Origin of the sequence: Kitasatospora sp. NPDC048296, assembly GCF_043201815.1 — a bacterium.
Classification (GTDB): Bacteria; Actinomycetota; Actinomycetes; order Streptomycetales; family Streptomycetaceae; genus Kitasatospora.
This window is the reverse complement of the sequence record NZ_JBICZB010000097.1, coordinates 1-24,627: the sequence shown is the minus strand read 5'-3', so window position 1 is coordinate 24,627 and position 24,627 is coordinate 1. Positions and strand designations below refer to the sequence as shown.

The 24,627-nt window shown below is 72.9% G+C and carries 20 protein-coding genes and 2 pseudogenes; 13 read left to right on the top strand and 9 right to left on the bottom strand.

Features of this window, described 5'->3' with window-relative positions:
- Positions 1-312: pseudogene (locus tag ACGF12_RS34660) on the top strand (IS110 family transposase); the annotation flags it as partial.
- A gap of 94 nt (positions 313-406) precedes the next feature.
- On the opposite strand, the gene ACGF12_RS34655 reads toward ACGF12_RS34660, so the two are convergent.
- Positions 407-1,120, bottom strand: coding sequence for an ABC transporter ATP-binding protein (locus ACGF12_RS34655; RefSeq protein WP_393039270.1), 714 nt, complete (start codon positions 1,118-1,120; stop codon positions 407-409).
- 277 nt (positions 1,121-1,397) lie between these two features.
- Here ACGF12_RS34655 and ACGF12_RS34650 point away from each other — a divergent pair, with 277 nt between their 5' ends.
- The 4 genes and pseudogenes from ACGF12_RS34650 to ACGF12_RS34635 all read left to right on the top strand — a co-directional run bounded on the left by ACGF12_RS34650 (position 1,398) and on the right by ACGF12_RS34635 (position 5,856).
- Positions 1,398-2,849 (top strand): histidine kinase, encoded by a 1,452-nt coding sequence (locus ACGF12_RS34650; protein WP_393039267.1) that lies wholly within the window; start codon positions 1,398-1,400, stop codon positions 2,847-2,849.
- The gene (locus tag ACGF12_RS34645; RefSeq protein ID WP_393039264.1) at positions 2,801-3,448 is read left to right on the top strand and encodes a response regulator; all 648 of its coding nucleotides are present in this window, start codon (positions 2,801-2,803) and stop codon (positions 3,446-3,448) included. Before ACGF12_RS34650 ends, ACGF12_RS34645 begins: the two co-directional genes overlap by 49 nt.
- 386 nt (positions 3,449-3,834) lie before the next feature.
- A pseudogene (locus ACGF12_RS34640) lies at positions 3,835-4,869 on the top strand (isopenicillin N synthase family dioxygenase); the annotation flags it as partial.
- A 216-nt stretch (positions 4,870-5,085) separates the two neighbouring features.
- Positions 5,086-5,856, top strand: a complete 771-nt coding sequence (locus tag ACGF12_RS34635; protein ID WP_393039273.1) for a MerR family transcriptional regulator — start codon at positions 5,086-5,088, stop codon at positions 5,854-5,856.
- 124 nt (positions 5,857-5,980) lie between these two features.
- Here the strand turns inward: ACGF12_RS34635 and ACGF12_RS34630 are convergent, their stop codons facing one another.
- The 4 genes from ACGF12_RS34630 to ACGF12_RS34615 all read right to left on the bottom strand — a co-directional run bounded on the left by ACGF12_RS34630 (position 5,981) and on the right by ACGF12_RS34615 (position 11,964).
- Positions 5,981-8,188: a 3-hydroxyacyl-CoA dehydrogenase NAD-binding domain-containing protein gene (locus ACGF12_RS34630; protein ID WP_393039261.1), complete on the bottom strand. Its 2,208-nt coding sequence runs from the start codon at positions 8,186-8,188 to the stop codon at positions 5,981-5,983.
- A gap of 37 nt (positions 8,189-8,225) precedes the next feature.
- Positions 8,226-9,440, bottom strand: coding sequence for an acetyl-CoA C-acetyltransferase (locus ACGF12_RS34625; RefSeq protein WP_393039258.1), 1,215 nt, complete (start codon positions 9,438-9,440; stop codon positions 8,226-8,228).
- Positions 9,441-9,634: 194 nt separating this feature from the next.
- Entirely contained in the window at positions 9,635-10,777 is a 1,143-nt protein-coding gene (locus tag ACGF12_RS34620) for an acyl-CoA dehydrogenase family protein (RefSeq protein WP_393039255.1), read from the bottom strand.
- Between the two features lie 2 nt (positions 10,778-10,779).
- Complete coding sequence (locus ACGF12_RS34615; RefSeq protein WP_393039252.1) at positions 10,780-11,964, bottom strand: CaiB/BaiF CoA transferase family protein; 1,185 nt, start codon at positions 11,962-11,964, stop codon at positions 10,780-10,782.
- Between the two features lie 273 nt (positions 11,965-12,237).
- Between ACGF12_RS34615 and ACGF12_RS34610 the strand changes: the two genes are divergently transcribed.
- The 4 genes from ACGF12_RS34610 to ACGF12_RS34595 all read left to right on the top strand — a co-directional run bounded on the left by ACGF12_RS34610 (position 12,238) and on the right by ACGF12_RS34595 (position 15,881).
- Entirely contained in the window at positions 12,238-12,792 is a 555-nt protein-coding gene (locus tag ACGF12_RS34610; protein WP_393039249.1) for a GNAT family N-acetyltransferase, read from the top strand.
- Positions 12,793-12,875: 83 nt separating this feature from the next.
- Entirely contained in the window at positions 12,876-13,898 is a 1,023-nt protein-coding gene (locus ACGF12_RS34605) for a hypothetical protein (protein WP_393039246.1), read from the top strand.
- A 40-nt stretch (positions 13,899-13,938) separates the two neighbouring features.
- Entirely contained in the window at positions 13,939-15,201 is a 1,263-nt protein-coding gene (locus ACGF12_RS34600; RefSeq protein ID WP_393039243.1) for a sensor histidine kinase, read from the top strand.
- Positions 15,198-15,881 carry a response regulator gene (locus ACGF12_RS34595; RefSeq protein ID WP_393039240.1) on the top strand — a complete coding sequence of 228 codons (684 nt, stop codon included), beginning with the start codon at positions 15,198-15,200 and terminating at the stop codon, positions 15,879-15,881. Before ACGF12_RS34600 ends, ACGF12_RS34595 begins: the two co-directional genes overlap by 4 nt.
- A gap of 85 nt (positions 15,882-15,966) precedes the next feature.
- Here the strand turns inward: ACGF12_RS34595 and ACGF12_RS34590 are convergent, their stop codons facing one another.
- The 3 genes from ACGF12_RS34590 to ACGF12_RS34580 form a co-directional block, all read right to left on the bottom strand.
- Positions 15,967-16,341 carry a toxin Doc gene (locus tag ACGF12_RS34590; protein ID WP_393039237.1) on the bottom strand — a complete coding sequence of 125 codons (375 nt, stop codon included), beginning with the start codon at positions 16,339-16,341 and terminating at the stop codon, positions 15,967-15,969.
- Positions 16,342-16,405: 64 nt separating this feature from the next.
- Entirely contained in the window at positions 16,406-16,618 is a 213-nt protein-coding gene (locus ACGF12_RS34585; RefSeq protein WP_355673825.1) for a hypothetical protein, read from the bottom strand.
- 152 nt (positions 16,619-16,770) lie between these two features.
- On the bottom strand, positions 16,771-18,378 hold the full coding sequence (locus ACGF12_RS34580; protein WP_393039234.1) for an ABC-F family ATP-binding cassette domain-containing protein: 1,608 nt from the start codon (positions 18,376-18,378) through the stop codon (positions 16,771-16,773).
- Positions 18,379-18,847: 469 nt separating this feature from the next.
- Here ACGF12_RS34580 and ACGF12_RS34575 point away from each other — a divergent pair, with 469 nt between their 5' ends.
- The 4 genes from ACGF12_RS34575 (at position 18,848) to ACGF12_RS34560 (ending at position 23,421) form a co-directional block, all read left to right on the top strand.
- Complete coding sequence (locus tag ACGF12_RS34575) at positions 18,848-20,065, top strand: trypsin-like serine peptidase (protein WP_393039231.1); 1,218 nt, start codon at positions 18,848-18,850, stop codon at positions 20,063-20,065.
- Between the two features lie 206 nt (positions 20,066-20,271).
- Positions 20,272-21,909 carry an ABC-F family ATP-binding cassette domain-containing protein gene (locus ACGF12_RS34570; RefSeq protein WP_393039228.1) on the top strand — a complete coding sequence of 546 codons (1,638 nt, stop codon included), beginning with the start codon at positions 20,272-20,274 and terminating at the stop codon, positions 21,907-21,909.
- 122 nt (positions 21,910-22,031) lie between these two features.
- Positions 22,032-22,715 (top strand): nitroreductase family protein, encoded by a 684-nt coding sequence (locus ACGF12_RS34565; protein WP_393039225.1) that lies wholly within the window; start codon positions 22,032-22,034, stop codon positions 22,713-22,715.
- Between the two features lie 115 nt (positions 22,716-22,830).
- A complete protein-coding gene (locus ACGF12_RS34560) occupies positions 22,831-23,421 on the top strand; it encodes a GNAT family N-acetyltransferase (RefSeq protein WP_393039222.1) in 591 nt (196 codons plus the stop codon).
- 83 nt (positions 23,422-23,504) lie between these two features.
- Here ACGF12_RS34560 and ACGF12_RS34555 read toward each other — a convergent pair whose 3' ends face one another.
- A complete protein-coding gene (locus ACGF12_RS34555; RefSeq protein WP_393039219.1) occupies positions 23,505-24,464 on the bottom strand; it encodes an aldo/keto reductase in 960 nt (319 codons plus the stop codon).
- Between the last annotated feature and the right edge of the window lie 163 nt (positions 24,465-24,627).

Here is a 24,627-nt window from a genome sequence, read left to right as displayed (position 1 = left end):
GGCGTCGTCCCGGTCACCCGGGCCTCCGGCAAGTCCCATGCGGTGACCTTCCGGTTCGCCACGAACCGCAGAGCCCGGGTCGCGATCACCACCTTTGCCGACAACAGCCGACACGGCAGCGACCGGGCCGCGGAGATCTACAACGACGCCCGGGCCCGCAAGAAGCGACACCCCCACGCAGTCCGCATCCTCGCCCGCGCCTGGCTGCGAGTGATCTGGGCCTGCCGGCGCGACGGAACCTGCTACGACCCCGTCACCCACCAGACCAACAACAAGATCAAAACGGCTCCCGAGGCGACTCTGGCGGCATAGGGGTTGACTCAGGAAACTCATGCGCCCACCTCGCTTCGTCCGGCAGGGGCGTTCGCCCTCCCGCGCCTTTCCTCGGTTCGCTCGCTCCGCTCGTTCACCGGGCGCCCCCCGGAGCCGGGACGGCCGCCGTGTCCCGGACCAGTCGGCCGTCGAGCAGTTCGATCGTCCGGTCGGCGCAGGCCTCGGCGAGTGCGGTGTCATGGGTGACCAGCAGGATCGTCTGGCCCTCCGCGTTGAGCCCGCGCAGCAGGTCGCGGACGTCGGCGGCCGAGGTGGTGTCGAGCGCTCCGGTCGGCTCGTCGGCCAGCAGCAGCGGCGGGTGGTTCATCAGCGCCCGGGCCACCGCGACGCGTTGGCGCTCGCCGCCGGAGAGCCGGCCGGGGAAGGCCTTGGCGTGCCGGGCCACCCCGAGCCGCTCCAGCAGCTCCCCGGCCCTGGCCCGGGCCCGCTCCCGCCGCGTCCCGGCCAGCTGGGCCGGGAGCAGCACGTTGTCCTCCACGTTCAGGTCGTCCAGCAGGTTGAAGAACTGGAACACCATGCCGATCCGCGTCCGCCGGTACTCGGCCAGCCCGGCCTCACCGAGCTGGTGGACGGCCACGCCGTCCACCTCGACGACGCCCTCGCTCGGGCGGTCGAGGCCGGCGATCAGGTTCAGCAGAGTGGACTTGCCGCTGCCCGAGCGGCCGAGCACGGCCAGCGCCTCGCCGGCCCGTACCTCCAGGTCGAGCCCGGCCAGGGCGGGGCGGGCGGCGTCGGATCGGTCGTACGTCTTGCTGACGCCGCGGATCCGGATGATCGGCGCGTTCACGGGCCCTCCACGGTTCGGGGTCCGGTACCGGGAGACCCGGGCCGGCTGACGGGACATGACGCTACGAATCGGCGGCGGGGTGCAGACAGCCGTCTAAACGGCCTCTCGGGGGTGTATCCAGATACACCCCGAACTGGGTGTTCAGGCCTAGAGCGCCGGACGTCCGCGCCCAGGCAGACTGAGCCACCGAAAGATCGGAACCGGAACTCCGCGGGGCTTCGGGACCCAGGCTTCGAGGCCTCTACGAAGGGGCTCCGGAACGATGAGGGGGCTCGTCATGAGGACGGGAGTGATCGACAAGGTGGCCCAGCGGGTGGGCCGGGCCTGCGTGGACGGCGTGCGCGCCTGGTACGTGGTGACGCTGGCCGTGACGGGGCTGGTCTCACTGCTGGCCGGGCCGATCCTGCTGGCCGCCGCCCTGTTCGGTCCGGACGAGTCCCGGCCGTTCTCCCCCGGCGGGCCGCTGATCCTGCTCGTGCCGATGGCGCCGGTCGCCCTCTGGGCGCTCTGCTGGGCCACCGGGGGCGGCGGCCGAGCGGTCGGGGCCGCGCTGTTCGCCCCGGGCGCGCTCGCGGTGATGGCGACCCACCTGTACGGCGGCGCCGCGCCCGGCGACCGGTCCGTCTCGCTCTGGATGGCTCCTTCGCTGCTGGTGCTCGGGCTGTTCGGCGCGCGCTGGGCCGCCACCGAGAGTCGGCGGGTCGTCGAGCGGTGGAGCGGGCAGCCGGTCCCGGTGCCGTACCGGTACCCGGCCGGCGAGGCCGGCCCCTGGCAGCGGCTGTGGTCCGGCGGCTGGCTGACCGACCCGGCGACCTGGCGGGATCTCGTCTGGGCGCTCCTCACCGGCTTCGCCGTGCTGTTCACCGCCGCGATCGTGGTGTTGACGCCGATCGCCCTGGAGGTCTTCGGCCGGAACGGGCCGTTCTTCCCGCTGATCATCGTCTACGGCATGGGCGTCTGGATGGCCCCGTTCGCCATCCTGTGGGCCGCTCCGCCCGTCCTGCGGATGCACGAGAAGGCGGCGCGGGCACTGCTCGGGCCGTCCCGGCGGGCCGAACTCGCCCGCCAGGTCAGCCACCTGGCCCGGACCAGGGCGGACACCATCGACGCCGGGGCGGCCGAGCTGCGCCGGATCGAGCGGGACCTGCACGACGGGGCGCAGGCCCGGCTGGTGGCGCTGGGCATGCTACTGACCGTCGCCGAGCAGGTGAAGCACGACCCGGACGCCCTCGGGCCGCTGTTGGCCGAGGCGCGGACGTCCTCGGTGAAGGCGCTGAGCGAGCTGCGGGACCTGGTCCGGGGCATCCACCCGCCGGTGCTGGCCGACCGCGGCCTGGCCGACGCGGTGCAGGCGACCGCACTCGACCTGCCGCTGCCGGTCACCTTCACCGGCGGTCTGCCCGGCCGGGTCCCGGCCCCGGTGGAGTCGGCCGCCTACTTCGCGGTGAGCGAGCTGCTGGCAAATGTGGTCAAACACGCTGGGGCCTCACACGTATGGATCGAGATAGGGCACAGTGACGGGCTGCTGGGGATATCGGTCACCGATGACGGGCGCGGCGGCGCCGACCCGTCCCGGGGAACCGGCCTCAGCGGAACCGAACGCCGACTGGCCGCCTTCGACGGGGTGCTCGCGATCAGCAGCCCGTCCGGTGGTCCGACCATCGTGAACCTGGAGATCCCGTGCGCGTTGTCATCGCCGAAGACCTCTTCCTCCTCCGGGACGGGCTGACCCGGCTGCTGGAGGCCAACGGCATGAAGGTCACCGCGGCGGTCGAGAACGGCGAGCAGCTGCTCGCCGCGGTGGCCGCCGACCGGCCCGACATCGCCGTGGTCGACGTGCGGCTGCCGCCCAGCTTCACCGACGAGGGGCTGCGTGCGGCACTGGCGGCCCGTCAGGCACACCCGGGCCTGCCCGTACTGGTGCTGTCACAGTTCGTGGAGCAGCTGTACGCCCGCGAGCTGCTGGCCGGCAGCACCGGCGGAATCGGCTACCTGCTCAAGGACCGCGTGCTGGACGGTGCCCAGTTCATCGACGCCGTCCAGCGGGTCGCCCAGGGCGGTACCGCGATGGACCCGGAGGTGATCACCCGGCTGCTCACCCACAACTCCTCGGCCGGCCCGGTCTCCACCCTCTCCCCGCGCGAGCGGCAGGTGCTGGCGCTGATGGCCGAGGGCCGCTCCAACGCGGCGATCGCCCAGCAGTTGGTGATCACCGAGCGGGCGGTCGCCAAGCACACCGCGTCGATCTTCGTCCGGCTCGACCTCCAGCCCTCCGACGACGACAACCGCCGCGTCCTGGCCGTCCTGGCCCATCTCAACGACTCCTGAAAGCCCTAACAACTCCTGAAAGCCCTCGACACCCCCGGAAGAGCCGCCGATCACCACACCGCCGCTTTGAGGGTCCACAATTTTGAGGGGACGCGGACAAGTGATGGGCGGCCCTCCGCTGCAGGGGGCTCGCCCGCCGTGGAAGCGGTCATCTACGCTGGTGAGGTGCTCATCCTTGTTCGCCGCCGCCACGTGGACCTGCTCCGCGTGACGAGCATGTCCTGTCGACGCTCCGGCTGAACCTCGCGCCCTCACCCTCAACGGCGGCCCCGAGCGGTCGCCACCACCTCCCGGCTCCCGGAGCACCCGCCGCACCAGGCGCAGTTCCGGCCAGCTCCCGGTCGACCACCGGGACCGACCGGGACGAGACCTAGCGGATGTCACACATGACGCAGCAGCACACGCCCATACCCGGAACCGGCTCCACCGAGGCGCTCCCCGACGCCCTCCCAGTGATCGATCTCTCGCTCGCCGACGGAAGCCCGGAGGACCGCCGCCGCCTGCACGACGAGCTGCGCACCGCAGCCACCGGCGTCGGCTTCTTCCAGCTCGTCGGCCACGGCATCACCCCGACGGAGACGGCCGCGCTCGCCGGCGCCATGCGCGCCTTCTTCGCCCTCCCCGAGGCCGACCGGCTCGCCGTGAGCAACCTCAACTCCCCGCACTACCGGGGCTACACCCGCACCGGCGACGAGCGCACCGGCGGCAGCCAGGACTGGCGCGACCAGCTGGACATCGGCGCCGAGCTGCCCCCGCACGTCCCCGGCACCGGCGAGCCCCCGTACTGGTGGCTGGAGGGCCCCAACCAGTGGCCGGCCGCCCTCCCCGGGCTGCGCACCGCCGCCCTCGGCTGGATCGACCACCTCGGCGACATCGCCCGTCGACTTCTGCACGAACTCCTCGCCGCGATCGGCGCCCGCCCCGACTTCTACGACGAGGCCTTCGCGGGCCACCCCCACCTGCGCCTCAAGTTGGTCCGCTACCCCGGCACCGCCCCGAACGGCGCCGGCCAGGGCGTCGGCGCCCACAAGGACTACGGCTTCATCACGCTGCTGCTCCAGGACACCGTCGGCGGCCTCCAGGTCGAGCGCCCGGACGGCACCTTCCTGGACGTCCCCCCGCTCGACGGCGCCTTCGTCGTCAACCTCGGCGAACTCCTGGAAGTGGCCACGGACGGCTACCTCAAGGCCACCAACCACCGTGTGGTCAGCCCGCCCGGCGCCCGCGAGCGCTTCTCCGTGCCCTTCTTCTACAACCCCCGCCTCGACGCCCACATCGAGCCGCTCGACTTCCCGCTCGCCCACCACGCCCCCGGCGCCACCGAAGACCCCGAGAACCCCCTCTTCGCCGACTTCGGCCTCAACGAATGGAAGGGCTACACCCGAGCCCACCCCGAAGTCACCCGCCGCCACATCACCGAACCCCGAGCCAGTCCCATCGCTCCCATCGCCTCCCAACGGTTGGCACGCACGGCGTCCGCCGCACGTAGAGCCCTCCCCTCCCCGCAGCGACAGCCCGGCACCCCGGCACCCCGGCAGTCCGGCAGTCCGGCAGTCCGGCAAGCGGTGGACCCGCAGAGCGGCCACTGTCACACTGCTGCTGTCACAGCAGGAGTGTGCCAGCGCGGGAGGCAGCAGATGGGGGAGCACGGCGCCGTTGTGGGGGAGGTGCGGCTGACGGTGGACGAGTTGGCGGCGCGGGCCGGGGTGACGGTGCGGACGGTGCGGTTCTACGGGACGAAGGGGTTGCTGCCGCCACCGGAGTTGGGGCCGCGGCGGGTGGGGTTGTACGGGGCGGCGCACCTGGACCGGTTGGGCCTGATCGAGGAGTTGCAGCGGCAGGGACTGACGCTGGCGGCGATCGAGCGGTACCTGGCGCGGCTGCCGGAGGACAGTACGCCGCTGGATCTGGCGATCCACCGGGCACTGGTGGCGTCCTGGACGCCGGAGACCCCGGAGGAGGCCACCCGGGCGCAGCTGGAGCGGCGGGCCGGGCGGGGGCTGTCCGAGCAGCACGTGGAGCGGCTGGTCGCGATGGGCGCGCTGGAGCGGACGGCGGATCCGGAGGTGTTCCGGGTGGATCCGGGTCTGCTGCCGCTGGGGGTGCGGATCCTGGACGTGCCGATCCCCCTGGAGACGCTGCTGGCCGCGCGGGCCGTGGTGCTGGAGCACAGCCGGGCGACGGCCCGGGAGCTGCAGCGGCTGTTCCGGGAGACGGTGTGGAAGCCGTACCGGGAGAGCGAGCCGGCCCCGGACGAACTGGCCCGGATGAAGGCACTGACCGACCACATCCAGCCGATGGTGGCGCAGGCGCTGGTCACGGCGTTCCAGCGGTCGCTGCGGGAGGAGCTGGGCGAGGAACTCGCCGGGGAACTCAGCGAGGAACTCAGCGGGAATCCGAACGGGTAGCCCGACGAGGACCCGAACCGGAAGCCCAACGGGGACCCGAAGGAGAAGCTGGACGGCGACCCGGGTGAGGCCGTGCGGGACACGACCTCACCCGAACGCGGATCCACCCGAACCGGGGACCGGATCAGTCCGTGAAGGTCCGCCCCTCCGCCGCGATCCGCTCCAGCAGCGCCGGGGGCGCGAACCGCTCGCCGTACGCGGCGGCGAGTTCGCGGGCGCGGGCCGCGAAGCCGGCCGGGCCACCCTGGTAGCCGTTGATGTACTGGAACACGCCGCCCGTCCAGGCCGGGAAGCCGATCCCCAGGATCGAGCCCACGTTGGCGTCGGCGACCGAGGTCAGCACGCCCTCCTCCAGGCAGCGCACCGAGTCCAGCGCCTCGCTGAACAGCATCCGCTCCTTGAGGTCCTCGAACGGGACCTCGACCCGGTCGACATCGTCAACGCCGTCGGCCGCGCCGCCGCCAGGACGCGCGAAGTGCTCCCGCAGCCCCGGCCAGAGCCGCCCGCGCTTGCCGTCCTCGCCGTACTCGTAGAAGCCCGCGCCGCCGCTGCGCCCCGGGCGGCCGAACTCGTCGACCATCCGGTCCACCACCGCGTCCGCCGGGTGCGGCGTCCAGGTGCCGCCGACGGCCTCCACCGAACGCCGGTACTCGTCGCGGATCTTGCGCGGCAGGGTGAGGGTCAGCTCGTCCATCAGGGAGAGCACCTTGGCGGGGTAGCCGGCCTGGGCGGCGGCCTGCTCGATGCTGGACGGGTGGATGCCCTCGCCGACCATGGCGACGCCCTCGTTGAGGAACTGGCCGATCACCCGCGAGGTGAAGAAGCCTCGGGAGTCGTTGACCACGATCGGGGTCTTGTCGATCTGCCGGACCAGGTCGAAGGCGCGGGCGAGCGCCTCGTCCCCGGTCTGCGGGCCACGGATGATCTCGACCAGCCGCATCTTGTCGACCGGCGAGAAGAAGTGCAGGCCGATGAAGTCGCCGGTGCGCTGGACGCCCTCCGCGAGCAGGCCGATCGGCAGGGTGGAGGTGTTGGAGCAGAGCAGCGCGTCGGGAGCGACGAAGCCCTCGATCTCCTGGAACACCTTGTGCTTGAGCTCGGTGTTCTCGAAGACGGCCTCGATCACCGCGTCGCAGCCGGCCAGGTCGGCGGCCTCGGCGGTGGGGGTGATCCGGGCGAGCAGGGCGTCGCGCTTGGCCTCGGTGGAGCGACCGCGGGCGACGGCCTTGTTCAGCAGCCCCTCGGAGTAGGCCTTTCCGCGCTCGGCGGCCTCCGGACTCACGTCCTTGAGCACGACCTCGATGCCCGCCTTGGCGCAGGCGTAGGCGATGCCGGCGCCCATCATCCCGGCGCCGAGTACCGCGACCTTGCGGACCGGTCGCTTCTCGAACTCCTTGGGGCGTCCGGCACCGGAGTTGACCGCCTGCATGTCGAAGAACAGCGCCTGGATCATGTTCTTGCTGGTCTGCCCGCAGGCCAGCTCGGTGAAGTAGCGGGCCTCGATCACCATCGCGGTGTCGACGTCGACCTGGCTGCTCTCCACCGCGGCGGCCAGCACGTTGCGCGGGGCCGGGTAGGGCGCGCCGTTCAGCTGCTTGCGCAGGTTGGCCGGGAAGGCGGGCAGGTTGGCGGCGAAGGCGGGGGTGGCCGGGGTGCCGCCGGGGATCTTGTAGCCCTTGACGTCCCAGGGCTGGACCGCGGTCGGGTTGGCCTCGATCCAGGCCTTCGCGCGGGCGGCCAACTCCTCGGGGGTGTCGACCAGTTCGTGCACCAGGCCGTGCTCCAGCGCCTGAGCCGGGCGGTACTGGCGGCCCTGCAGCAGGAACTTCAGCAGGGCGTCGGTGATGCCGAACAGCCGTACCGTACGGACCACTCCGCCACCGCCCGGCAGCAGGCCGAGGGTGACCTCGGGCAGTCCGATCCGGCTGGCCGGGGTGTCCAGCGCGATCCGGTGGTGGCAGGCGAGGGCGATCTCCAGGCCGCCGCCGAGCGCACTGCCGTTGACAGCGGCGACGACGGGCTTGCCGAGGGTCTCCAGGGTGCGCAGCGAGCGCTTGATCCGCATGGACTTCTCGAAGACGGCCTCGGCGTCCCCGGGCTGGGCGGCGGAGAGCATCCGCAGGTCTCCCCCGGCGAAGAAGGTCTTCTTGCCGGAGGTGATCACCACGCCGCGCAGGGCGTCCCCGAGCTCGGCCAGCCGCCCGACCACGGCCTCGAAGTCGGCGGTGAAGGCCTCGTTCATGGTGTTGACGGACTGGGTGGGGTCGTCGAGGACGAGGGTGACCACGCCGTCCTGGTCCTGCTCCCAGCGAATGGTGGTGGTGTCGCTCATCAAGTTCTCCAGGTCTACCGGTCTGCTGGGGAGGGGGTCAGACGCGCTCGACGACGGTGGCGATGCCCATGCCGCCGCCCACGCAGAGGGTGATCAGGCCGTAGCGCAGGTCGCGCCGCTCCAGCTCGTCGATCACGGTGCCGAGCAGCATCGCGCCGGTGGCGCCGAGCGGGTGGCCGAGGGCGATCGCGCCGCCGTTGACGTTCACCTGGTCGTGGCGGAAGCCGAGTTCGCGGATGAAGCGGAGCGCGACCGCCGCGAAGGCCTCGTTGATCTCGACCAGGTCGATGTCGGCGGCGGTGAGGCCGGCCTTGGCGAGCGCCTTGCGGGTGGCCGGGGCCGGGCCGGTGAGCATGATGGTGGGCTCGGAGCCGGAGACGGCGGCGGAGACGATCCGGGCGCGCGGGCGCAGCCCGTACCGCTCGCCGACCTCACGGTTGCCGATCGCGACGAGCGCGGCGCCGTCCACGATGCCGGAGGAGTTGCCCGCGTGGTGGACGTGGTCGATGGCCTCCACCCAGTGGTACTTCTGCAGCGCGACGGCGTCGAAGCCTCCGGCCTCGCCGATCTGGGCGAAGGAGGGCTTGAGGCCGGCCAGGGTGTCGACGGTGGTGCCGGGGCGGATGAACTCGTCGCGCTCCAGCACGACCAGGCCGTTGCGGTCGCGCACCGGGACCACCGAGCGGTCGAACAGGCCGTCCGCCTGGGCCTTGGCGGCGCGGGCCTGGGACTCGGCGGCGAAGGCGTCCACGTCGGTGCGGGAGAAGCCCTCGATGGTGGCGATGAGGTCGGCGCCGATGCCCTGCGGGGCGAAGTTGGTGTCGTACGCGGTCATCGGGTCGGCGAACCAGGCGCCGCCGTCGGAGGCCATCTTGACCCGGGACATCGACTCCACGCCGCCGGCCAGGATCAGGTCCTCCCAGCCCGAGCGGACCTTGGCGGCGGCCAGGTTGACGGCTTCCAGGCCGGAGGCACAGAAGCGGTTCTCCTGGACGCCGGCCACCGTGTCGGGCAGGCCGGCCGCGATGGCGGCGATCCGGGCGATGTCGGAGCCCTGGTCGCCGATCGGGCTGACCACGCCGAGCACGATGTCGTCGATCGCAGCCGGGTCCAACTCCGGGTAGCGGCTTCGCAGTTCATGGATCAGGCCGACGACCAGGTCGATCGGCTTGGTGCCGTGCAGCGAGCCGTTGGCCTTGCCGCGGCCGCGCGGGGTGCGGATCGCGTCGTAGACGTACGCTTCGGTGGTCACGATGGAAATGCCTTTCGGGGCAGGGGGGTTCCTGAGGGTTCCGGGGGTTCCCGAGGACTCCGGGGATTCCCGAGGGTTCCGGGGGTTCCCGAGGGTTCCGGGGATTCCCGAGGGTTCCGGGGATTCCCGAGGGTTCCTGAGGGTTCCGGGGGTTCCTGAGGGTTCCTGAGGGTTCCGGGGGTTCCTGAGGGGGCTCAGCCGAGGATGGAGCGGCCGACGATCTCCTTCATGATCTCGGTGGTGCCGCCGTAGATGGTCTGGATGCGGCCGTCGGTGAACGCCCGGGCGACCGGGAACTCGCTCATGTAGCCGTAGCCGCCGTGGAGCTGGAGGCAGCGGTCGGCGGTTCGCTTCTGCAGTTCGGTGGCCCACCACTTGGCCATCGAGGCCTCGGCCGGGGTGAGCGCGTAGCGGTTGTGCTCGGCGATGCAGCGGTCGACGAAGGTCCGGGTGATCGCGCACTCGGTGGCCAGTTCGGCGATCTCGAAGCGCACGTGCTGGAGCTTGGCCAGCGGGCGGCCGAAGGCCTCGCGCTGCTTGACGTAGTCGGTGGTGATCTCGACCAGGTACTCGGCGCCGGCGATCGCCGCGGCGGCGATGGTGAGCCGCTCCTGGGCGAGGTTCTGCATCAGGTGGATGAAGCCGCCGTTGAGCTCGCCGACCAGGTTCTCCTTCGGCACCCGGACGTCCTCGAAGAACAACTCGGCGGTGTCCTGGGCCTTCTGGCCGATCTTGTCGAGGTTGCGGCCGCGCTCGAAACCGGGCATGCCGCGCTCGACGGCCAGCAGGCTCAGGCCGTGCGAACCGCCCTCGGGGGTGGTGCGGGCGACCACGATCACCAGGTCGGCGAGGATGCCGTTGGAGATGAAGGTCTTGGCGCCGTTGAGCAGGTAGTGGTCGCCCCGGTCGACCGCGTGGGTGCGGATGCCCTGCAGGTCGGAGCCGGTGCCCGGCTCGGTCATCGCGATCGCGGTGATCAGCTCGCCGGTGCAGAAGCCGGGCAGCCAGCGGCGCTTCTGCTCCTCGGTGGCGAGCGAGGTGAGGTAGGGGCCGATGATGTCGTTGTGCAGGCCGATCGCCAGCCCGGACGCACCGGCCCGGGCGAACTCCTCGGCCAGCACGGCGGCGTAGCGGAAGTCCGGGGTGCCGCCACCGCCGTACTCCTCGGGGACGGCCAGGCCGAGCAGGCCCTGGCGTCCGGCCGCGAGCCAGACGGAGCGGTCGACGATGCCGACCTTCTCCCAACGGTCGTAGTGCGGCAGCACCTCCTTGGCGAGGAAGGCCTTCACGGTGACCCGGAAGTCCTCGTGCTGCTCGGTGAAGATCTCGCGCTGCAACGCTACGCTCCTTGTTCTGCTTCGGAGTTGACGGCCGACGGGTCGAGGGACGGCACACCCCAGTCCCGGGCGACCTCTGCGGTGTCCGCGCCCGGCCGGGCCGGCGGGCGGCGCAGCGCGCCGGGGGTGGCGGAGAAGCGCGGGGCGGGGGCGGGCTGGGTGACGCCGTCCGCCTCGACGTACGTACCGCGCGCCATCAGGTGTCCGTCCGCAGCTGCCTGGCGCATCGTCAGTACGGGTTCCACGCAGGCGTCCGAGCCGGTGAAGACGGCTTCCCACTCGGCCCTGGTCCGGGTGGCGAAGCGGGCGGCGATCCGGGTGCGCAGTTCGGGCCAGCGGGCGAGGTCGTACTGTCCGGGCGCGTCCGGGCCCAGCTCCAGCAGCCGGGCGAACTCGGCGTAGAACCGGGGCTCCAGCGCGCCCACCGCGAGGTGTCCGCCGTCGGCCGCCCGGTAGATCGCGTAGAACGGCGCGCCGCCGTCCAGCAGGTTCACGCCCCGGCGGTCCTGCCAGTGCCCGGCCGCGAGCAGGCCCCACAGCATGCTGCCCAGGTGCGCCGCGCCGTCCACGATCGCGGCGTCGACCACCTGGCCGGCGCCGGTCGCCCGGGCGTGGTGCAGCCCGGCGAGCAGGCCGACGACCAGGTAGAGCGAGCCGCCCGCGTAGTCCCCGAGCAGGTTGGCCGGGATCCCCGGCGCCTCGCCCGCCCCTCCCTGCGCCGCGACCATCCCGAGCACCCCGGCCACCGCCGAGTACCCGAGGTCGTGCCCGGCGGTCGCGGCCCGCGGCCCCTGCTGCCCCCACCCGGTCATCCGGCCGTACACCAGCGCCGGATTGCGCGCCAGACAGGCCTCCGGCCCGACCCCGAGCCGCTCCGCGACACCCGGCCGGTAGCCCTCGATCAGCAGATCCGCCCGCTCCACCAGCTCCAGCACCCGCCCGGGCCCTTCGGGCGACTTGAGGTCGATCAGCACCGACCGCTTGTTCCGGTTGGTCAGGTCGTACGCCGGATCCGTCCCGAGCGGCGAGGGATCCGGCCGGTCCACCCGCACCACGTCCGCCCCGAGATCCCCCAACAGCATCGCCGCGAACGGCCCCGGCCCGATCCCCGCGAGCTCCACCACCCGCACACCCGCCAACGGCCCCGGACCGCCGACGCCGCCCGCTGGACTGCCTGTGTCACGCACTGGCCGCAGACCCCTTCAGGGTTTGACAGTAAAGCTGTAACACTCGCGATGATAGGGAAGCGACCGGCCGGTAACAAGACCTCCTCCCCCGCCCCGCACCGCCGATTCCCCCGCGGCGAACCCTCGACGAACCCGGCGACTCCCCGCGCGACCGGCCCCTTGGAGGGTGCGGACGAGTGAGCCGATCCCGCAGCCGGGAGAAACGGGGGGCGCGCGTCGATGTAATGGCCTATGGTGCCACTTATCTATTACGGACATCACGGGGGAAGTGCCATGACCACGATTGACCGGACCTCCACCGCCCGGACCACCACCGCCCGCACGATCGTCGCTGTCTCCGAGCGGCTGGTGCTGACGCGACCGCAGGAGGACGACGTGGAGGCGATGTTCGCCATCCACGGCGATCCGGAGACCAACCGGTACAACCCGCACGGGCCACAGCGGGACATCGCGCAGGCACAGGAGATGCTGGACGGGTTCGTGGCGGACTGGCCGCGGGACGGGGTGGGGTACTGCGCGGTGGCGACGCGGGAGGAGCCGGGTGTGATCATCGGGTTCGCCGGGCTGTACCTGCACACGCTGGACGGCGAGCAGGTGTTCAACCTGTACTACCGGTTCCGGCCCTCCGCGTGGGGCAAGGGCTACGCCGCGGAGGCGGCGCGGGCAGCGATGGCGGAGGCGCTGCCGCGGTTCCCGGGGATCCCGGTGATCGCGCTGATCCGGGCGGACAACCTGCCCTCGCGGCGGCTCGCGGAGCGGCTCGGGCTGGTGGCGGACCCGGACGGGCGGGTCGACCACGAGGAGCGGCTGATCCACCGGATGGCGTGAGCCCGAGGATCCCCCGCCGGGGGGAGGGGGATCGGGCGCCGGGCGGAGGCGGCGGCCCGGGGGGCGGCGGCAACGTAGGGGGCATGAGGCGCAAAGACGATGCGGTGCGGGAGGTGGCGGCCGGGATCGCGATGGCCGCCACCGCGCCCTATCTGACACTGAAACTGCTGTGGCTGACCGGCTCCCACGTGGGCGCGCGCGACCCGAAGGCGCTGGACAGCCTCTGGACGATCAACCTCCTCACCTTCGGCATGGACGCGATCGCGCTGGCGCTCGCACTCTCCTTCCTGCGGCCGTGGGGGCGGCGGGTGCCGGCCGGGCTGGTGGCCTTCCCGATGTGGGTGGCGACCGGGCTGCTCGGGACGATCCTGGTGGCGGTGCCGGCGGACGCGCTCGCCTCGCTGGTACTCGGGCCGGAGCACCGCACGCCGGATCAGCCGCACCTCGACGACAGCATCGCGGGCTGGGTGTTCGCCCTCGTCTACGGCGGCTTCGGGGTGCAGGGCCTCTCGCTGATCACCGCGTTCGTGCTCTACGCCCGCCGGCGCTGGGCGGGCCTTCTGCGCAGCCGGGTCGGCGACCTGCCCAACTCCCCCACCCGCAACGTGCAACGGGCCTTCGCCTGCGTCGCCGCGCCGGTCGCGCTGGCGGTCGCCGGGATCCGGGCGTACTGGGCGGCCGGCGGGGAGGTGGGGCTGCCGATCCACTGGGTCGAGCAGCGCACCCGGTCGATCGCCACGATGGACGCCACGACGGCGGCCATGGCCCTGGCCGCGACGGCCGCGACGCTGGTGCTGGTGTTCCGGATCGGGCCCGGGCGGCGGCTCCGGGGGCCGCTGATGGTGGCGTGGCTGGGCTCCGGTTCGCTGTTCGGCTGGGGCGGCTACCAACTGGTGGCGTTCGGGACCGAGACGACGGTGAAGGACCTGCCGAGCGCGACACCGGGGCTGATGAACCTGGTGCAGGCCGGACAGTTCACGGCCGGGGTGCTGGTGCTGGCCGTCGGTGCGATGGCACTGACCGAACGGGCGGTGCAGCGGGAACAGCCGGGTGCACGGGCGGCCTTGAGCGAAACAGAGCCGCCGAGCGACCTGGCCGCGCCATGACGCCGACCCACCAGGCACTCGCTGACGTAGAGTCACCCGGGTGAAAACGGGGGGCGGTCGACTGCGGTCGGCGGTGGAGACGCTGTTCGGGCGGCGGGCCCGGCTGCGCTGGGTGCATCTGGTGCTGGGCGGCGCACTGCTGATGCCGTACTGGCTGCTGTCGGTGGTGGGGCTCGGGGCGCTCAACCCCGCCCAGGGGCACCGGCGACAGGTGCTGCTGCAACTGCTCGCGCTGTTCACCTCGCTGCCGATGGCCGCCGTCACCGCGCTGGTGCCGACCGTTAGGGGACTGGAGGGCGCGGCCGCGCGGGCGCTGTGCGTGGTGGAGCGGCCGGAGGAGCTGGCCACCGGGCCGGCCCGGTCGTGGGGGGCGAGGTGGCGCACCGCGGTCTGGTTCGTGCTGCACCTGTTCTGCGGCGGGGTGGTCGCCGGGATGACGCTCGCCGGGGTGCCGTTCTCGATCGTGCTGGTGATGAGCCTCGGCGGGTCCCAGGACCTCGGCCGGTACTGGGAGAACCGCTTCCCCGGTTGGATGCTCACCGGCCCGGCGCTGGGTCTGGCCGTCCTGCTGCTCGTCGTCGGCACCAACGCCGCCTGCGGCGCGCTGTTCGCCCGGTGGGCGCCCGCCCTGCTCGGGCCGACCCCGGAGGAGCGGCTGGCCGCCGCCGAGCGGCGGGCCACCGTGTTCGCCCAGCGCAACCGGCTGGCCCGCGAGTTGCACGACTCGGTCGGGCACGCGCTCAGCGCGGTCGGCATCCAGGCCTCGGCGGCGGCCCGGGTGCTGCGCACCGACCCGGACTTCGCCGCCGAGGCGTTGCGGGCGATCGAGGAGACCGCGCGGGGGGCCGTCGCCGAACTGGACACCGTGCTCGGGCTGCTGCGCGAGGAGGAGGCCACCGCCGGACCGGCCGGGCCCACGCTCGCCGAGCTCGACGACCTGCTGCGCCAACTCGCCCACACCGGCGTGACGGTGGACGCCGAGCTGGACCCGGGCCTGACCGCGCTGCCCGCCGAGGTCTCCCGCGAGGCGTACCGGATCGTGCAGGAGGGCCTGACCAATGTGCTGCGGCACGCCGGGCCCGCCCCGGCCGGACTGCGGGTCGCGCTCGGCACGCGCCGGCTGGAGATCGAACTGACCAACCCGCTCGGCCCCGCCCTCCCCAGCCGCCCCGGCGGCGGGCGCGGACTGCGCGGGATCAGGGAACGCGCCACGGCCCTGCGCGGCGGGAGCACGGCGGGGCCGAGCGAGGACGGAACGACGTGGCGGCTGGCCGTCTGGCTGCCGGTGGGAGGAACACCGTGAACGAGAACACCGCTACCGGGGCCATCCGCGTGGTGATCGCGGACGACGAACGGCTGGTCCGGATGGGCCTGCGGGTGGTGATCGACGCCGAACCGGACCTCACCGTGGTCGGCGAGGCCTCCGACGGCGCCGAGGTCGTCCCGCTGGTGCGCGAGCTGCGCCCGGACGTGGTGCTGATGGACGTCCGGATGCCCGGCATCAACGGGATCCGGGCCACCGAGCAGCTGGTCGGCGGGATGGCCGAGCCGCCGAAGATCCTGGTGGTCACCACCTTCGAGCACGACGACCACGTGTACGACGCGCTGCGTGCGGGCGCGGCCGGGTTCCTGCTGAAGCGGGCGCGGGCGGAGGAGATGGTCCAGGCGGTGCGGCTGGTCGCGCGCGGGGACTCGCTGCTGTTCCCGGCGGCCGTGCGCGAACTCGCGCTGCGCCACGGCACGGACGACCGCCGGGACACCGCCGTGGACCGGGGACCGATCGGACGGCTGACCGAGCGGGAAGGGCAGGTGCTGCGGCTGATGGCCTCCGGGCTCAACAACGGCGAGATCGCCCGGCAGCTGGTGGTGAGCCAGGAGACGGTGAAGACGCACGTCGGCAGCGTGCTGGCCAAGTTGGGTGCCCGGGACCGCACCCAGGCGGTGATCGCGGCGTACGAGTCGGGGTTCGTGCTGCCCGGCTGAGCCCCGGGGAGGCGTTCGCACGGGCACGTACCGCGCCCGCGAGGGCGTGAGAACGGCGGCGGCCGGCCCCGGCCCGCCCAGGGCCTCAGATCCGCCAGGCGCGGATCCGGTCGGCCGCCGCGTACACGTCCGCCCGGGCGTCGGCGATGTCGCGGGCCAGCTCGACCAGCGCCCCGTACGGCGGGTCGATCCCCTCTCCGGCCGCGTGCATGTACGCGGCCGTCGCCATGCAGGCGTACAGGTTGTTGCGCACCGGGAGCGGGCGCAGCAGCACGATGGTGTGCATCAGGGTGGCCGCGCACCAGGCGGGGTCGGCGTCGTGGCCGAGCTGGGCGGTGTTCACCCGGTGCCGGGCCACGGCGGCCTGCAGCGCCGAGTAGTCCCGCACGCTGAGGTCCTCCGGGGAGGCCAGTTCCTGCACGTCGAGCAGCCAGCGCAGGTCGACGTGCAGGAGTGTCACGTCCTCGTCCCTCACCGCGCTCCGACCCTCACCGAGCCGGGTCCCGACACCGCGCCGCCGCCCCTCACGCGGCGGGCGCGTCCTCCGGGAACGCGGCGTCGAACTCCGCCTGGTGCGCCTTCCAGAACGCCACGGCGTGGTCCACGAACACCCGGCGCTGCTGCTCCCGCACGCTCAGGTCGTGGACGTACGCCTTCACGCTCTTGCCGTCCGCGGCGGCGGCCTCGCGGATCGCGGCGAGTTCGTGCTCCGTGTACTCGATGTTGAGCGCAGGCATGTCGCCGATGGTACTGCAGCGCAGGCAAGTTGGGAGCAGGTCAAGAGGTTGTCCCGCCGGACCGACCACCGAACCGACCACCGAACCGACCGCCGAACCGGGGCCCGCGCCGGGGCAGCACTGACCGCCGCACCGGCGCCCGCCACACCCCGCTACATCGGATCCACCCCCCTCAGTTCGCCGTCCAGCTCCAGCCACCTGGTCAGCCCCAGACCGCGCAGGAACGGCAGGTCGTGGCTGACCACGATCAGCGCGCCCCGGTAGGCGGCCAGTGCCTGGGTGAGCTGGCGGACGCTGGCGAGGTCCAGGTTGTTGGTCGGCTCGTCGAGCAGCAGCAGCTGCGGCGGCGGGTCGGCCAGCAACAGGGCGGCCAGCGTCGCCCGGAACCGCTCGCCGCCGGACAGGGTGCCGGCCGGCTGGTCCGCCCTCGCGCCGCGGAACAGGAAGCGGGCGAGCCGGGCCCGGATCGCGTTGTCCCCGGCGGCCGGGGCGAACAGCTTGACGTTCTGCGCGACGGTCAGTTCGTCGTCCAGCAGGTCGAGCCGCTGCGGCAGGTGGCGCGAGGACACCGGGGTGGTGATCTCGCCATCCAGCGGGGCGAGTTCGCCCGCGATGGTGCGCAGCAGGGTGGTCTTGCCGGAGCCGTTGCGCCCGACCAGTGCGATCCGCTCGGGGCCGCGCAGGTCGAGGTCGGCTGTGGCGCCGCAGGGCAGCCGGACCTTCTGCAGGGTGAGCACGGTGCGCCCGGCCGGCACCTCGGTGCGCGGCAGGTCGATCCGGATCTCGGCGTCGTCGCGCACGGCCTCCTCGGCGGCGGTGAGCCGCTGTTTGGCCTCCTCCAGTCGTTCGGTGTGCATGCCGGTCAGCCGGCCCGCCGTCTCCTGGCCCTTGCGCTTGAGCATCCCGGCGAAGATGTGCGGGTCGTTGCGGGTGACCGAGCGCTTCTTGCCGTAACTGGCGCTGCGCTCCAGCTTGGTGCGGGCCTCCACCAAGTCCCGCTTCTGGCGCTGGACGTCGGCCTCGGCGTTGCGCAGCAGCCGCTCGGCCGTTTCCTGCTGGGCGGCGAGGGTGCGCTCGTACTCCGTGAAGTTGCCGCCGTACCAGGTGACTTCGCCGCCCCGGAGGTCGGCGATCTGGTCGACGTACTGGAGCAGCTCGCGGTCATGGCTGACGATCAGCATGACGCCGTTCCAGCCGGCCACCGTCTCGTAGAGCCGCTCGCGGGCGGCCCGGTCGAGGTTGTTGGTGGGCTCGTCGAGCAGCAGGACGTCCGGGCGGCGCAGCAGCAGGGTGGCGAGCCGCAGCAACACCGCCTCGCCGCCGGAGAGTTCACCGGTGGTGCGGTCGAGGCCGAGGCGGTGCAGGCCGAGCCGGTCGAGGGTGGCGCGGGCGCGCTCCTCGACGTCCCAGTCCTCGCCGACGGCGTCGAAGTGCCGCTGGTCGGTGTCGCCGGACTCGATGGCGTGCAAGGCCTCGCGGGCGGCCCGGATGCCGAGCGCCTCGTCGACCCGCAGACCGGTGTCGAGCGTCAAGCCCTGGGGCAGGTAGCCGAGTTCACCCTCGACCCGGACGGTACCGCCGGTGGGGGTGAGGTCGCCGGCGATCAGCCGCAGCAGGGTGGACTTGCCGGCGCCGTTGAGCCCGATCAGTCCGGTGCGGCCGGGGCCGACGGCGAGGTGGAAGCCGTCCAGGACGGGCTTGCCGTCGGGCCACTCGAACGTGAGGTCGGTGCAGAGGACGGCGGTGGTGGGTTGTGCCATGTAGGGCCTCCCGGATGGTTGCTGAAAGGGGTGGTGAGCAACACGGGGAGACACCGCGGGTGCGGAACCGGAACGGCCTGAGGACAGGGGCGCGGCAATGCGCCACGGGGCCGTGACTGAGGTCGCACACTCGCACACCGCGCTACGGCAGCAGGGCCTGCGCGGCGGGGCGGTGTCCCGGGACCTCAGTAGAGCAACGGCCTTCTCCTTGTCTGGCTGATGACGTCTTCCACGGTAGGGAGGCCGACGGAGGCCTGCAACCGATTTACCCAGGCCCCGGTTTCCGCGCCCCGGACGGAGGGCGGGTGCCGATCCGGTGCCGATCCGGTGACAGCCCCGTACCGGCCGGGGGCGAGTGTAAGAAGTTCCTTATCCGCATGGCAGACTCCTCACCTGCCATACCTGCGGCCCCGGGGCCGCACCCGCGGAACGGGCCGTATGGCGGTAGTCAACAGGGGGAATTGAACTCATGTCACCGATATCCCGGTCGAGCCGTGCTGTCCTGGGCGCCTCCGTCGCCGCGCTGACCATGGTGGTCGCCACCGGCTGCGGGCCGGACAACAGCGACCCGGCCGGAGCCCAGACCGCGGCCCCCAGCGTCGCGGCCAGCGCCTCCGGCAAGCCGGGCGCGGCCCCGATCAAGCTTCCGACGCTCGAAGAGCTGAAGACCTGGAAGCTCGAGGACTGGGACAAGTGGGCCCAGGCGAACGTCATCACCCCGGCGGCCAAGGGCTACTGGACCCTGCAGAAGCTCCTGAACGCCAAGCCCAAGCCGCTGCCGCAGGCGCCCACCCAGAGCCCGACGCAGGCGCCGGCCCAGCCGACCGCGGCGCCGACCGGCGCCGCCCCGGCCCAGCCCACCGCCGCCCAGCCGCCGACCGGGCCGGACCAGCTGCCCGCCGTGGTCCCGGCGAAGCCCGTGGCGCACCCGTTCCCGAAGAACATGCACGTCAACGGCAAGATCTTCTTCAAGGACGGCAACGACGACTACGTGTGCTCCGGCACCGTCGTCTCCGACCCGGCCAACCCCGGCAAGAGCAACCTGGTGTGGACCGCGAGCCACTGCCTGCACGGCGGCAAGGGCAACAAGTACTACACCGACATCACCTTCGCCCCGGCCTTCAACAGCAACGGCGTGCTGAGCAACGGCAACACGCAGAAGTCCAAGCTGGAGGACGCCGAGCCGTACGGCGAGTGGGGCGCCACCGCCGGCATGGTCTCGCCGCAGTGGACGCAGGAGGCCGACCCGGAGAAGGGCGGCCCCTGGAGCCAGTACGACTTCGGCATCATCAAGGTCGCCAACCCCGACCCGAACGGCAAGTCGCTGGAGGAGACCGTCGGCGGCTCGGTGCCGCTGTGGTTCAACGCCCCGCGTGACCAGCTGTCCGCCGTCTCCAACTACGGCTTCCCGGAGGGCAAGCCCTTCGACGGCGTCGAGCTGGAGCACTGCGACGGCGGCAAGCCGGCCGCGAAGGCCGGCGTCCCGGACCGCCCGGCGATGCTGATGATCGGCTGCAACATGACCGGCGGCAGCAGCGGCGGCGGCTGGTACGCCACCAAGGACGGCAAGCCGGCCCTGGTCAGCGACACCTCCATCGGCAACGGCGCCAACACCTACGAGGCCGGCCCGTACCTGGAGGACGTCGCGGCGCACATGTTCGACTACTTCTCCAAGAAGGCCAAGTGAGCCGCTGAGCCGGCGACCCACTGAGTGATCGGCCCCGGGGGGGGGGGGGGGCGGGGGCGGGCCCCCGCCCCCCCCCCCGGCGCCGCCCCCCCCCCCCCCCCCCCCCCCCCCCCCCCCCGGCCCCCGGGCCTTTCCGGCCCACCGCCCGCTCCCCGGTCACGGGCTTTTCCGGTGCCGACCCCGCTCCTCCTACAATCGGCGACATCATGAGCGCCACACTCGTAGTCAAGGACCTCAGCGCCGGCCACGGCGAACGCACCCTCTTCTCCGGCCTGGACCTGGTCGTCGCCCCCGGCGACGTGATCGGCCTGGTCGGCGTGAACGGCGCCGGGAAGTCGACCCTGCTGCGCCTGCTGGCGGGCCTGGACGCCCCCGAGGCCGGCTCGCTGCGGCTCAGCCCGGCGAGCGCCAACATCGGCCACCTGCCGCAGGAGCCGGAGCGGCGCCCGGGCGAGTCGGTGCGCGACTTCCTGGCCCGGCGCACCGGCGTGGCGGCCGCGCAGGCCGCGCTGGACGAGGCCACCGAGGGCCTGGTCGAGGGCCGGGCGGGCGCCGACGACGCGTACGCGGCGAGCCTGGACCGCTGGCTGGACCTCGGCGGCGCCGACCTGGAGGAGCGGGCCGATGAGGTCGCCGACTCGCTCGGGCTGAAGGTCTCGCTCGACCTGCCGATGACGGCACTCTCCGGCGGCCAGGCCGCCCGCGCGGGCCTGGCCTCGCTGCTGCTCTCCCGCTACGACGTGTTCCTGCTGGACGAGCCCACCAACGACCTCGACCTGGACGGCCTGGAGCGGCTGGAGGCCTTCGTCAAGGGCCTGCGCGCCGGCACCGTGCTGATCAGCCACGACCGCGAGTTCCTGGCCCGCACCGTCACCAAGGTGCTGGAGCTGGACCTGCACCAGCAGCAGGTCAACCTGTACGGCGGCGGCTACGAGGCGTACCTGGAGGAGCGGGCGGTGGCCCGCCGGCACGCCCGCGAGGAGTACGAGGAGTACGCCGACACCAAGTCCTCGCTGGAGGCCCGGGCGCAGATGCAGCGCAACTGGATGGAGCACGGCGTCCGCAACGCCCGCCGCAAGGGCGGCGACAACGACAAGAAGGCCCGCGCCACCCGCGCGGAGTCCACCGAGAAGCAGGCCTCCAAGGCCCGGCAGACCCAGCGGATGATCGAGCGGCTGGACGTGGTCGAGGAGCCGCGCAAGGAGTGGGAGCTGCGGATGGAGATCGCCACCGCGCCGCGCTCCGGCTCGGTGGTCGCCACCCTGCGCGGGGCGGTCGCCCGGCGCGGCGACTTCGGCTTCGGCCCGGTGGACCTGCAGATCGACTGGGCCGACCGGGTCGCCATCACCGGCGCCAACGGCGCGGGCAAGTCCACGCTGCTGGCGGCCCTGCTCGGCCGACTGGAACTCGACGGCGGCAGCGCCGTACTGGGCTCGGGCGTGGTGGTCGGCGAGGTGGACCAGGCGCGCGGGCTGTTCTTGGGCGGCGAGCCGCTGGCGGAGGCCTTCGCGGCCGCCGTACCGGAGTTCACGCCGGAGGAGGTGCGCACCCTGCTGGCCAAGTTCGGGCTCAAGGCCGTGCACGTGCTGCGCCCGGCCGCCACCCTCTCCCCCGGTGAGCGCACCCGGGCCGCGCTGGCGCTGCTCCAGGCGCGCGGGGTCAACCTGCTGGTGCTGGACGAGCCCACCAACCACCTGGACCTGCCGGCGATCGAGCAGTTGGAGTCCGCGCTCGGCTCGTACACCGGCACCCTGCTGCTGGTCACCCACGACCGGCGGATGCTGGACACCGTGGCGGTGAACCGGCGGATCGAGGTCCGGGACGGGCGGGTGCACGAGCTCTAGCCACCCCGGGCCTCCCGCCACCCCGGACCGGCCCCGGACCGACCCCGGACCGGCCCTGGACCGGCCTCCGGATTGGTCTCGACCTCTTCCCGGAGCGACCGTCATGTGCTGTGCTGTCGACCATGGTTGACAGCACAGGCAGTGCGATGACCGGGACGCCGTACCCGAGCGTCCCGCTCACCCCGATGACGGTGCCGGCCCACGAGGCCGAGGCCCGCGGCAGGGCCTTCCACGACGTGATGGCGCGGCGCCGGACCGTCCGCGACTACTCCACCCGCCCGATCCCGGACGGGGTGGTGGAGTGGGCGGTCCGCACCGCGAGCACCGCGCCCAGCGGCGCGCACGTCCAGCCCTGGCGGTTCGTGGTGATCACCGACCCGGAGCGCAAGCGGCGGCTGCGCGAGGCGGCCGAGGCCGAGGAACGCGAGTTCTACGACCACCGGGCCTCGGCGGAATGGCTGGCCGCACTGGCGCCGATCGGCACCGACTGGCGGAAGCCGTTCCTGGAGGACGCGCCGGCCGTGATCGTGGTGTTCGAGGTGCACAAGGGGCCGCAGTCGCCGCGGCCGTACTACACCAAGGAGTCGGTGGGGATCGCGGTCGGGCTGCTGCTGGCCTCGCTGCACCAGGCCGGACTGGCCACGCTGACCCACACCCCGAGCCCGATGCGGTTCCTCAACGAGGTGTGCGACCGCCCGGCGGAGGAGCGGGCCGCCTACGTGATCCCGGTCGGCTACCCCGCCGAGGGGGCGCGCGTGCCGGATCTGCGGCGCAAGGAGCTCGACGAGGTGCTGGTCCGACTCTAGGTCCGGCTCCAGGACGTGTCCGACGCGCCGGGGCGGCGCCGGGTGCGCCCCCTGCCGGGCCACGGCCGCCGGTTCCGGATGCTGACAGGTCCGGGCCAAGGACATAATCGCCGCCATGAGCCAAGCCCAGCCACGGTCCTGTGACCCCCCGGAGGTCACCACCGGGCGGCCGCCCGAGCTGCTGCGGCTGCCCGGCGGCCTCCGGCTGCACCGCCGCCGCAGTACCCACGCGGCGGCACTGAACAAGGCCGTCCGCACCAACCTGGACCATCTGCGGCCCTGGATGGACTGGGCGGCCGAGGCCCCCACCCGGGCACGGACCACCGAGCTGACCCGGGCCGGCACCGCCGCCTGGGAGGCCGGGACCGACTTCATGTACCTGGCCGAGCTGGACGCCGAACCCGGCCGGGTGGTCGGCGCCCTCGGGCTGCACGGGCGGATCGGCCCGGGCGCGCTGGAGATCGGTTACTGGGTCGCCGCCCGGCACGTCGGCCGCGGCATCGCCACCGCCGGGGCGGGGGCGCTGACCGAGGCCGCACTGGCACTGCCCGGGATCGCGCGGGTGGAGATCCGCTGCGACCAGGCGAACGGCGCCAGCGCGGCCGTCCCGCGCAAGCTCGGCTACCGGCTGGACCGGGTCGCCGCAGCCACCGTCCGGGCTCCCGGGGAGACCGGACGGCAGCTGGTGTGGGTCATGGAGCGCTGACCGTACGAGCCGAGCGGGCCGACCGGGCCGAACGCCGGCCCCGGCAGGCGTGGCCCCGGACCGTCAGGCGTGGCCCCGGACCGTCAGGCGTAGCGCCCGCCCTCCGCGGCCGGCAGCGCGTCCAGCTCGGCCAGGTCGGCCGCCGAGAGCTCGACCCCGACCGCGGCCACGTTGTCGACCAGGTAGCGCGGCGTCTTGGTGCCCGGGATCGGGAAGACGTACCGGCCCTGCGCCAGCACCCAGGCCAGCGCGATCTGCGCGGGGGTGGCGCCGATCCGCTCGGCGATCTCCCTGACCTTGGCGACCAGCGCCAGGTTGGCCTTCAGCGCGTCCTGCTGGAAGCGCGGCAGCCAGCGGCGGAAGTCGTCCTCGGGCAACTCGTCGAAGGAGGAGATGCTGCCGGTCAGGAAGCCGCGGCCGAGCGGCGAGTACGGCAGGAAGGCGATGCCCTGCTGCTCGGTGTACGGCAGCACGTCGTCCAGCACGTCCCGGGTCCACAGCGACAGCTCGGACTGCACCGAGGCCACCGGGTGCACCGACTGGGCCCGCTTGATCTCCTCGACGGTCACCTCGGAGAGCCCGATCCGGCGCGCCTTGCCGGCCTGGACGGTCTCGGCGAGCGCGCCCCAGGTCTCCTCGATCGGGACGTTCGGGTCGACCCGGTGCAGCTGGTAGAGGTCGACGTGGTCGGTGCCCAGGCGGCGCAGGCTGTCGTCGATGGAGCGGCGCACGTGCTCGGGGCTGCCGTCGCGGGCGCCCGACCCGCCGATGTGACCGGGGACGATGCCCACCTTGGTGGCCAGGAAGGCGCGCTCGCGGTGCGGGCCGGCCAGCGCGGCACCGACCAGCTCCTCGTTGGTGAAGGGGCCGTACATGTCGGCGGTGTCGATCAGGGTGACACCGAGGTCCAGCGCCTGGCGGATCACCCCGACCGACTTCTCGTCGTCGCGGTTCTGCACGTCGTAGGCGAAGGTCATCCCCATGCAGCCGAGGCCGATGACGCCGACCTCAGGGCCGTCGCTGCCGAACGAGGCATTGCGCATGCCAGTGCTCCGATCCGATGTCCGTGGGTTGGATCAACCGTTCCTACTGACTGTGTATGAGTTGCACAGCCGGACGCCCCGAACGGTCTTGGGTGTCCTGGTCTCCCGCGTTCGCTCCCACGGTCGGCGGCGCGCATCGTGTGCGCGGTCCGGGTAGGGGAGG

What these genes read in the sequence shown, in the direction of transcription:
- ACGF12_RS34650 (WP_393039267.1), top strand. Translation starts at nt 1,398, where the DNA reads ATGAGGACGGGAGTGATCGACAAGGTGGCCCAGCGGGTGGGCCGGGCC.
- ACGF12_RS34635 (WP_393039273.1), top strand. Translation starts at nt 5,086, where the DNA reads ATGGGGGAGCACGGCGCCGTTGTGGGGGAGGTGCGGCTGACGGTGGAC.
- ACGF12_RS34630 (WP_393039261.1), bottom strand. Translation starts at nt 8,188, where the DNA reads ATGAGCGACACCACCACCATTCGCTGGGAGCAGGACCAGGACGGCGTG.
- ACGF12_RS34610 (WP_393039249.1), top strand. Translation starts at nt 12,238, where the DNA reads ATGACCACGATTGACCGGACCTCCACCGCCCGGACCACCACCGCCCGC.
- ACGF12_RS34605 (WP_393039246.1), top strand. Translation starts at nt 12,876, where the DNA reads ATGAGGCGCAAAGACGATGCGGTGCGGGAGGTGGCGGCCGGGATCGCG.
- ACGF12_RS34585 (WP_355673825.1), bottom strand. Translation starts at nt 16,618, where the DNA reads ATGCCTGCGCTCAACATCGAGTACACGGAGCACGAACTCGCCGCGATC.
- ACGF12_RS34580 (WP_393039234.1), bottom strand. Translation starts at nt 18,378, where the DNA reads ATGGCACAACCCACCACCGCCGTCCTCTGCACCGACCTCACGTTCGAG.
- ACGF12_RS34575 (WP_393039231.1), top strand. Translation starts at nt 18,848, where the DNA reads ATGTCACCGATATCCCGGTCGAGCCGTGCTGTCCTGGGCGCCTCCGTC.
- ACGF12_RS34570 (WP_393039228.1), top strand. Translation starts at nt 20,272, where the DNA reads ATGAGCGCCACACTCGTAGTCAAGGACCTCAGCGCCGGCCACGGCGAA.
- ACGF12_RS34565 (WP_393039225.1), top strand. Translation starts at nt 22,032, where the DNA reads ATGGTTGACAGCACAGGCAGTGCGATGACCGGGACGCCGTACCCGAGC.
- ACGF12_RS34560 (WP_393039222.1), top strand. Translation starts at nt 22,831, where the DNA reads ATGAGCCAAGCCCAGCCACGGTCCTGTGACCCCCCGGAGGTCACCACC.
- ACGF12_RS34555 (WP_393039219.1), bottom strand. Translation starts at nt 24,464, where the DNA reads ATGCGCAATGCCTCGTTCGGCAGCGACGGCCCTGAGGTCGGCGTCATC.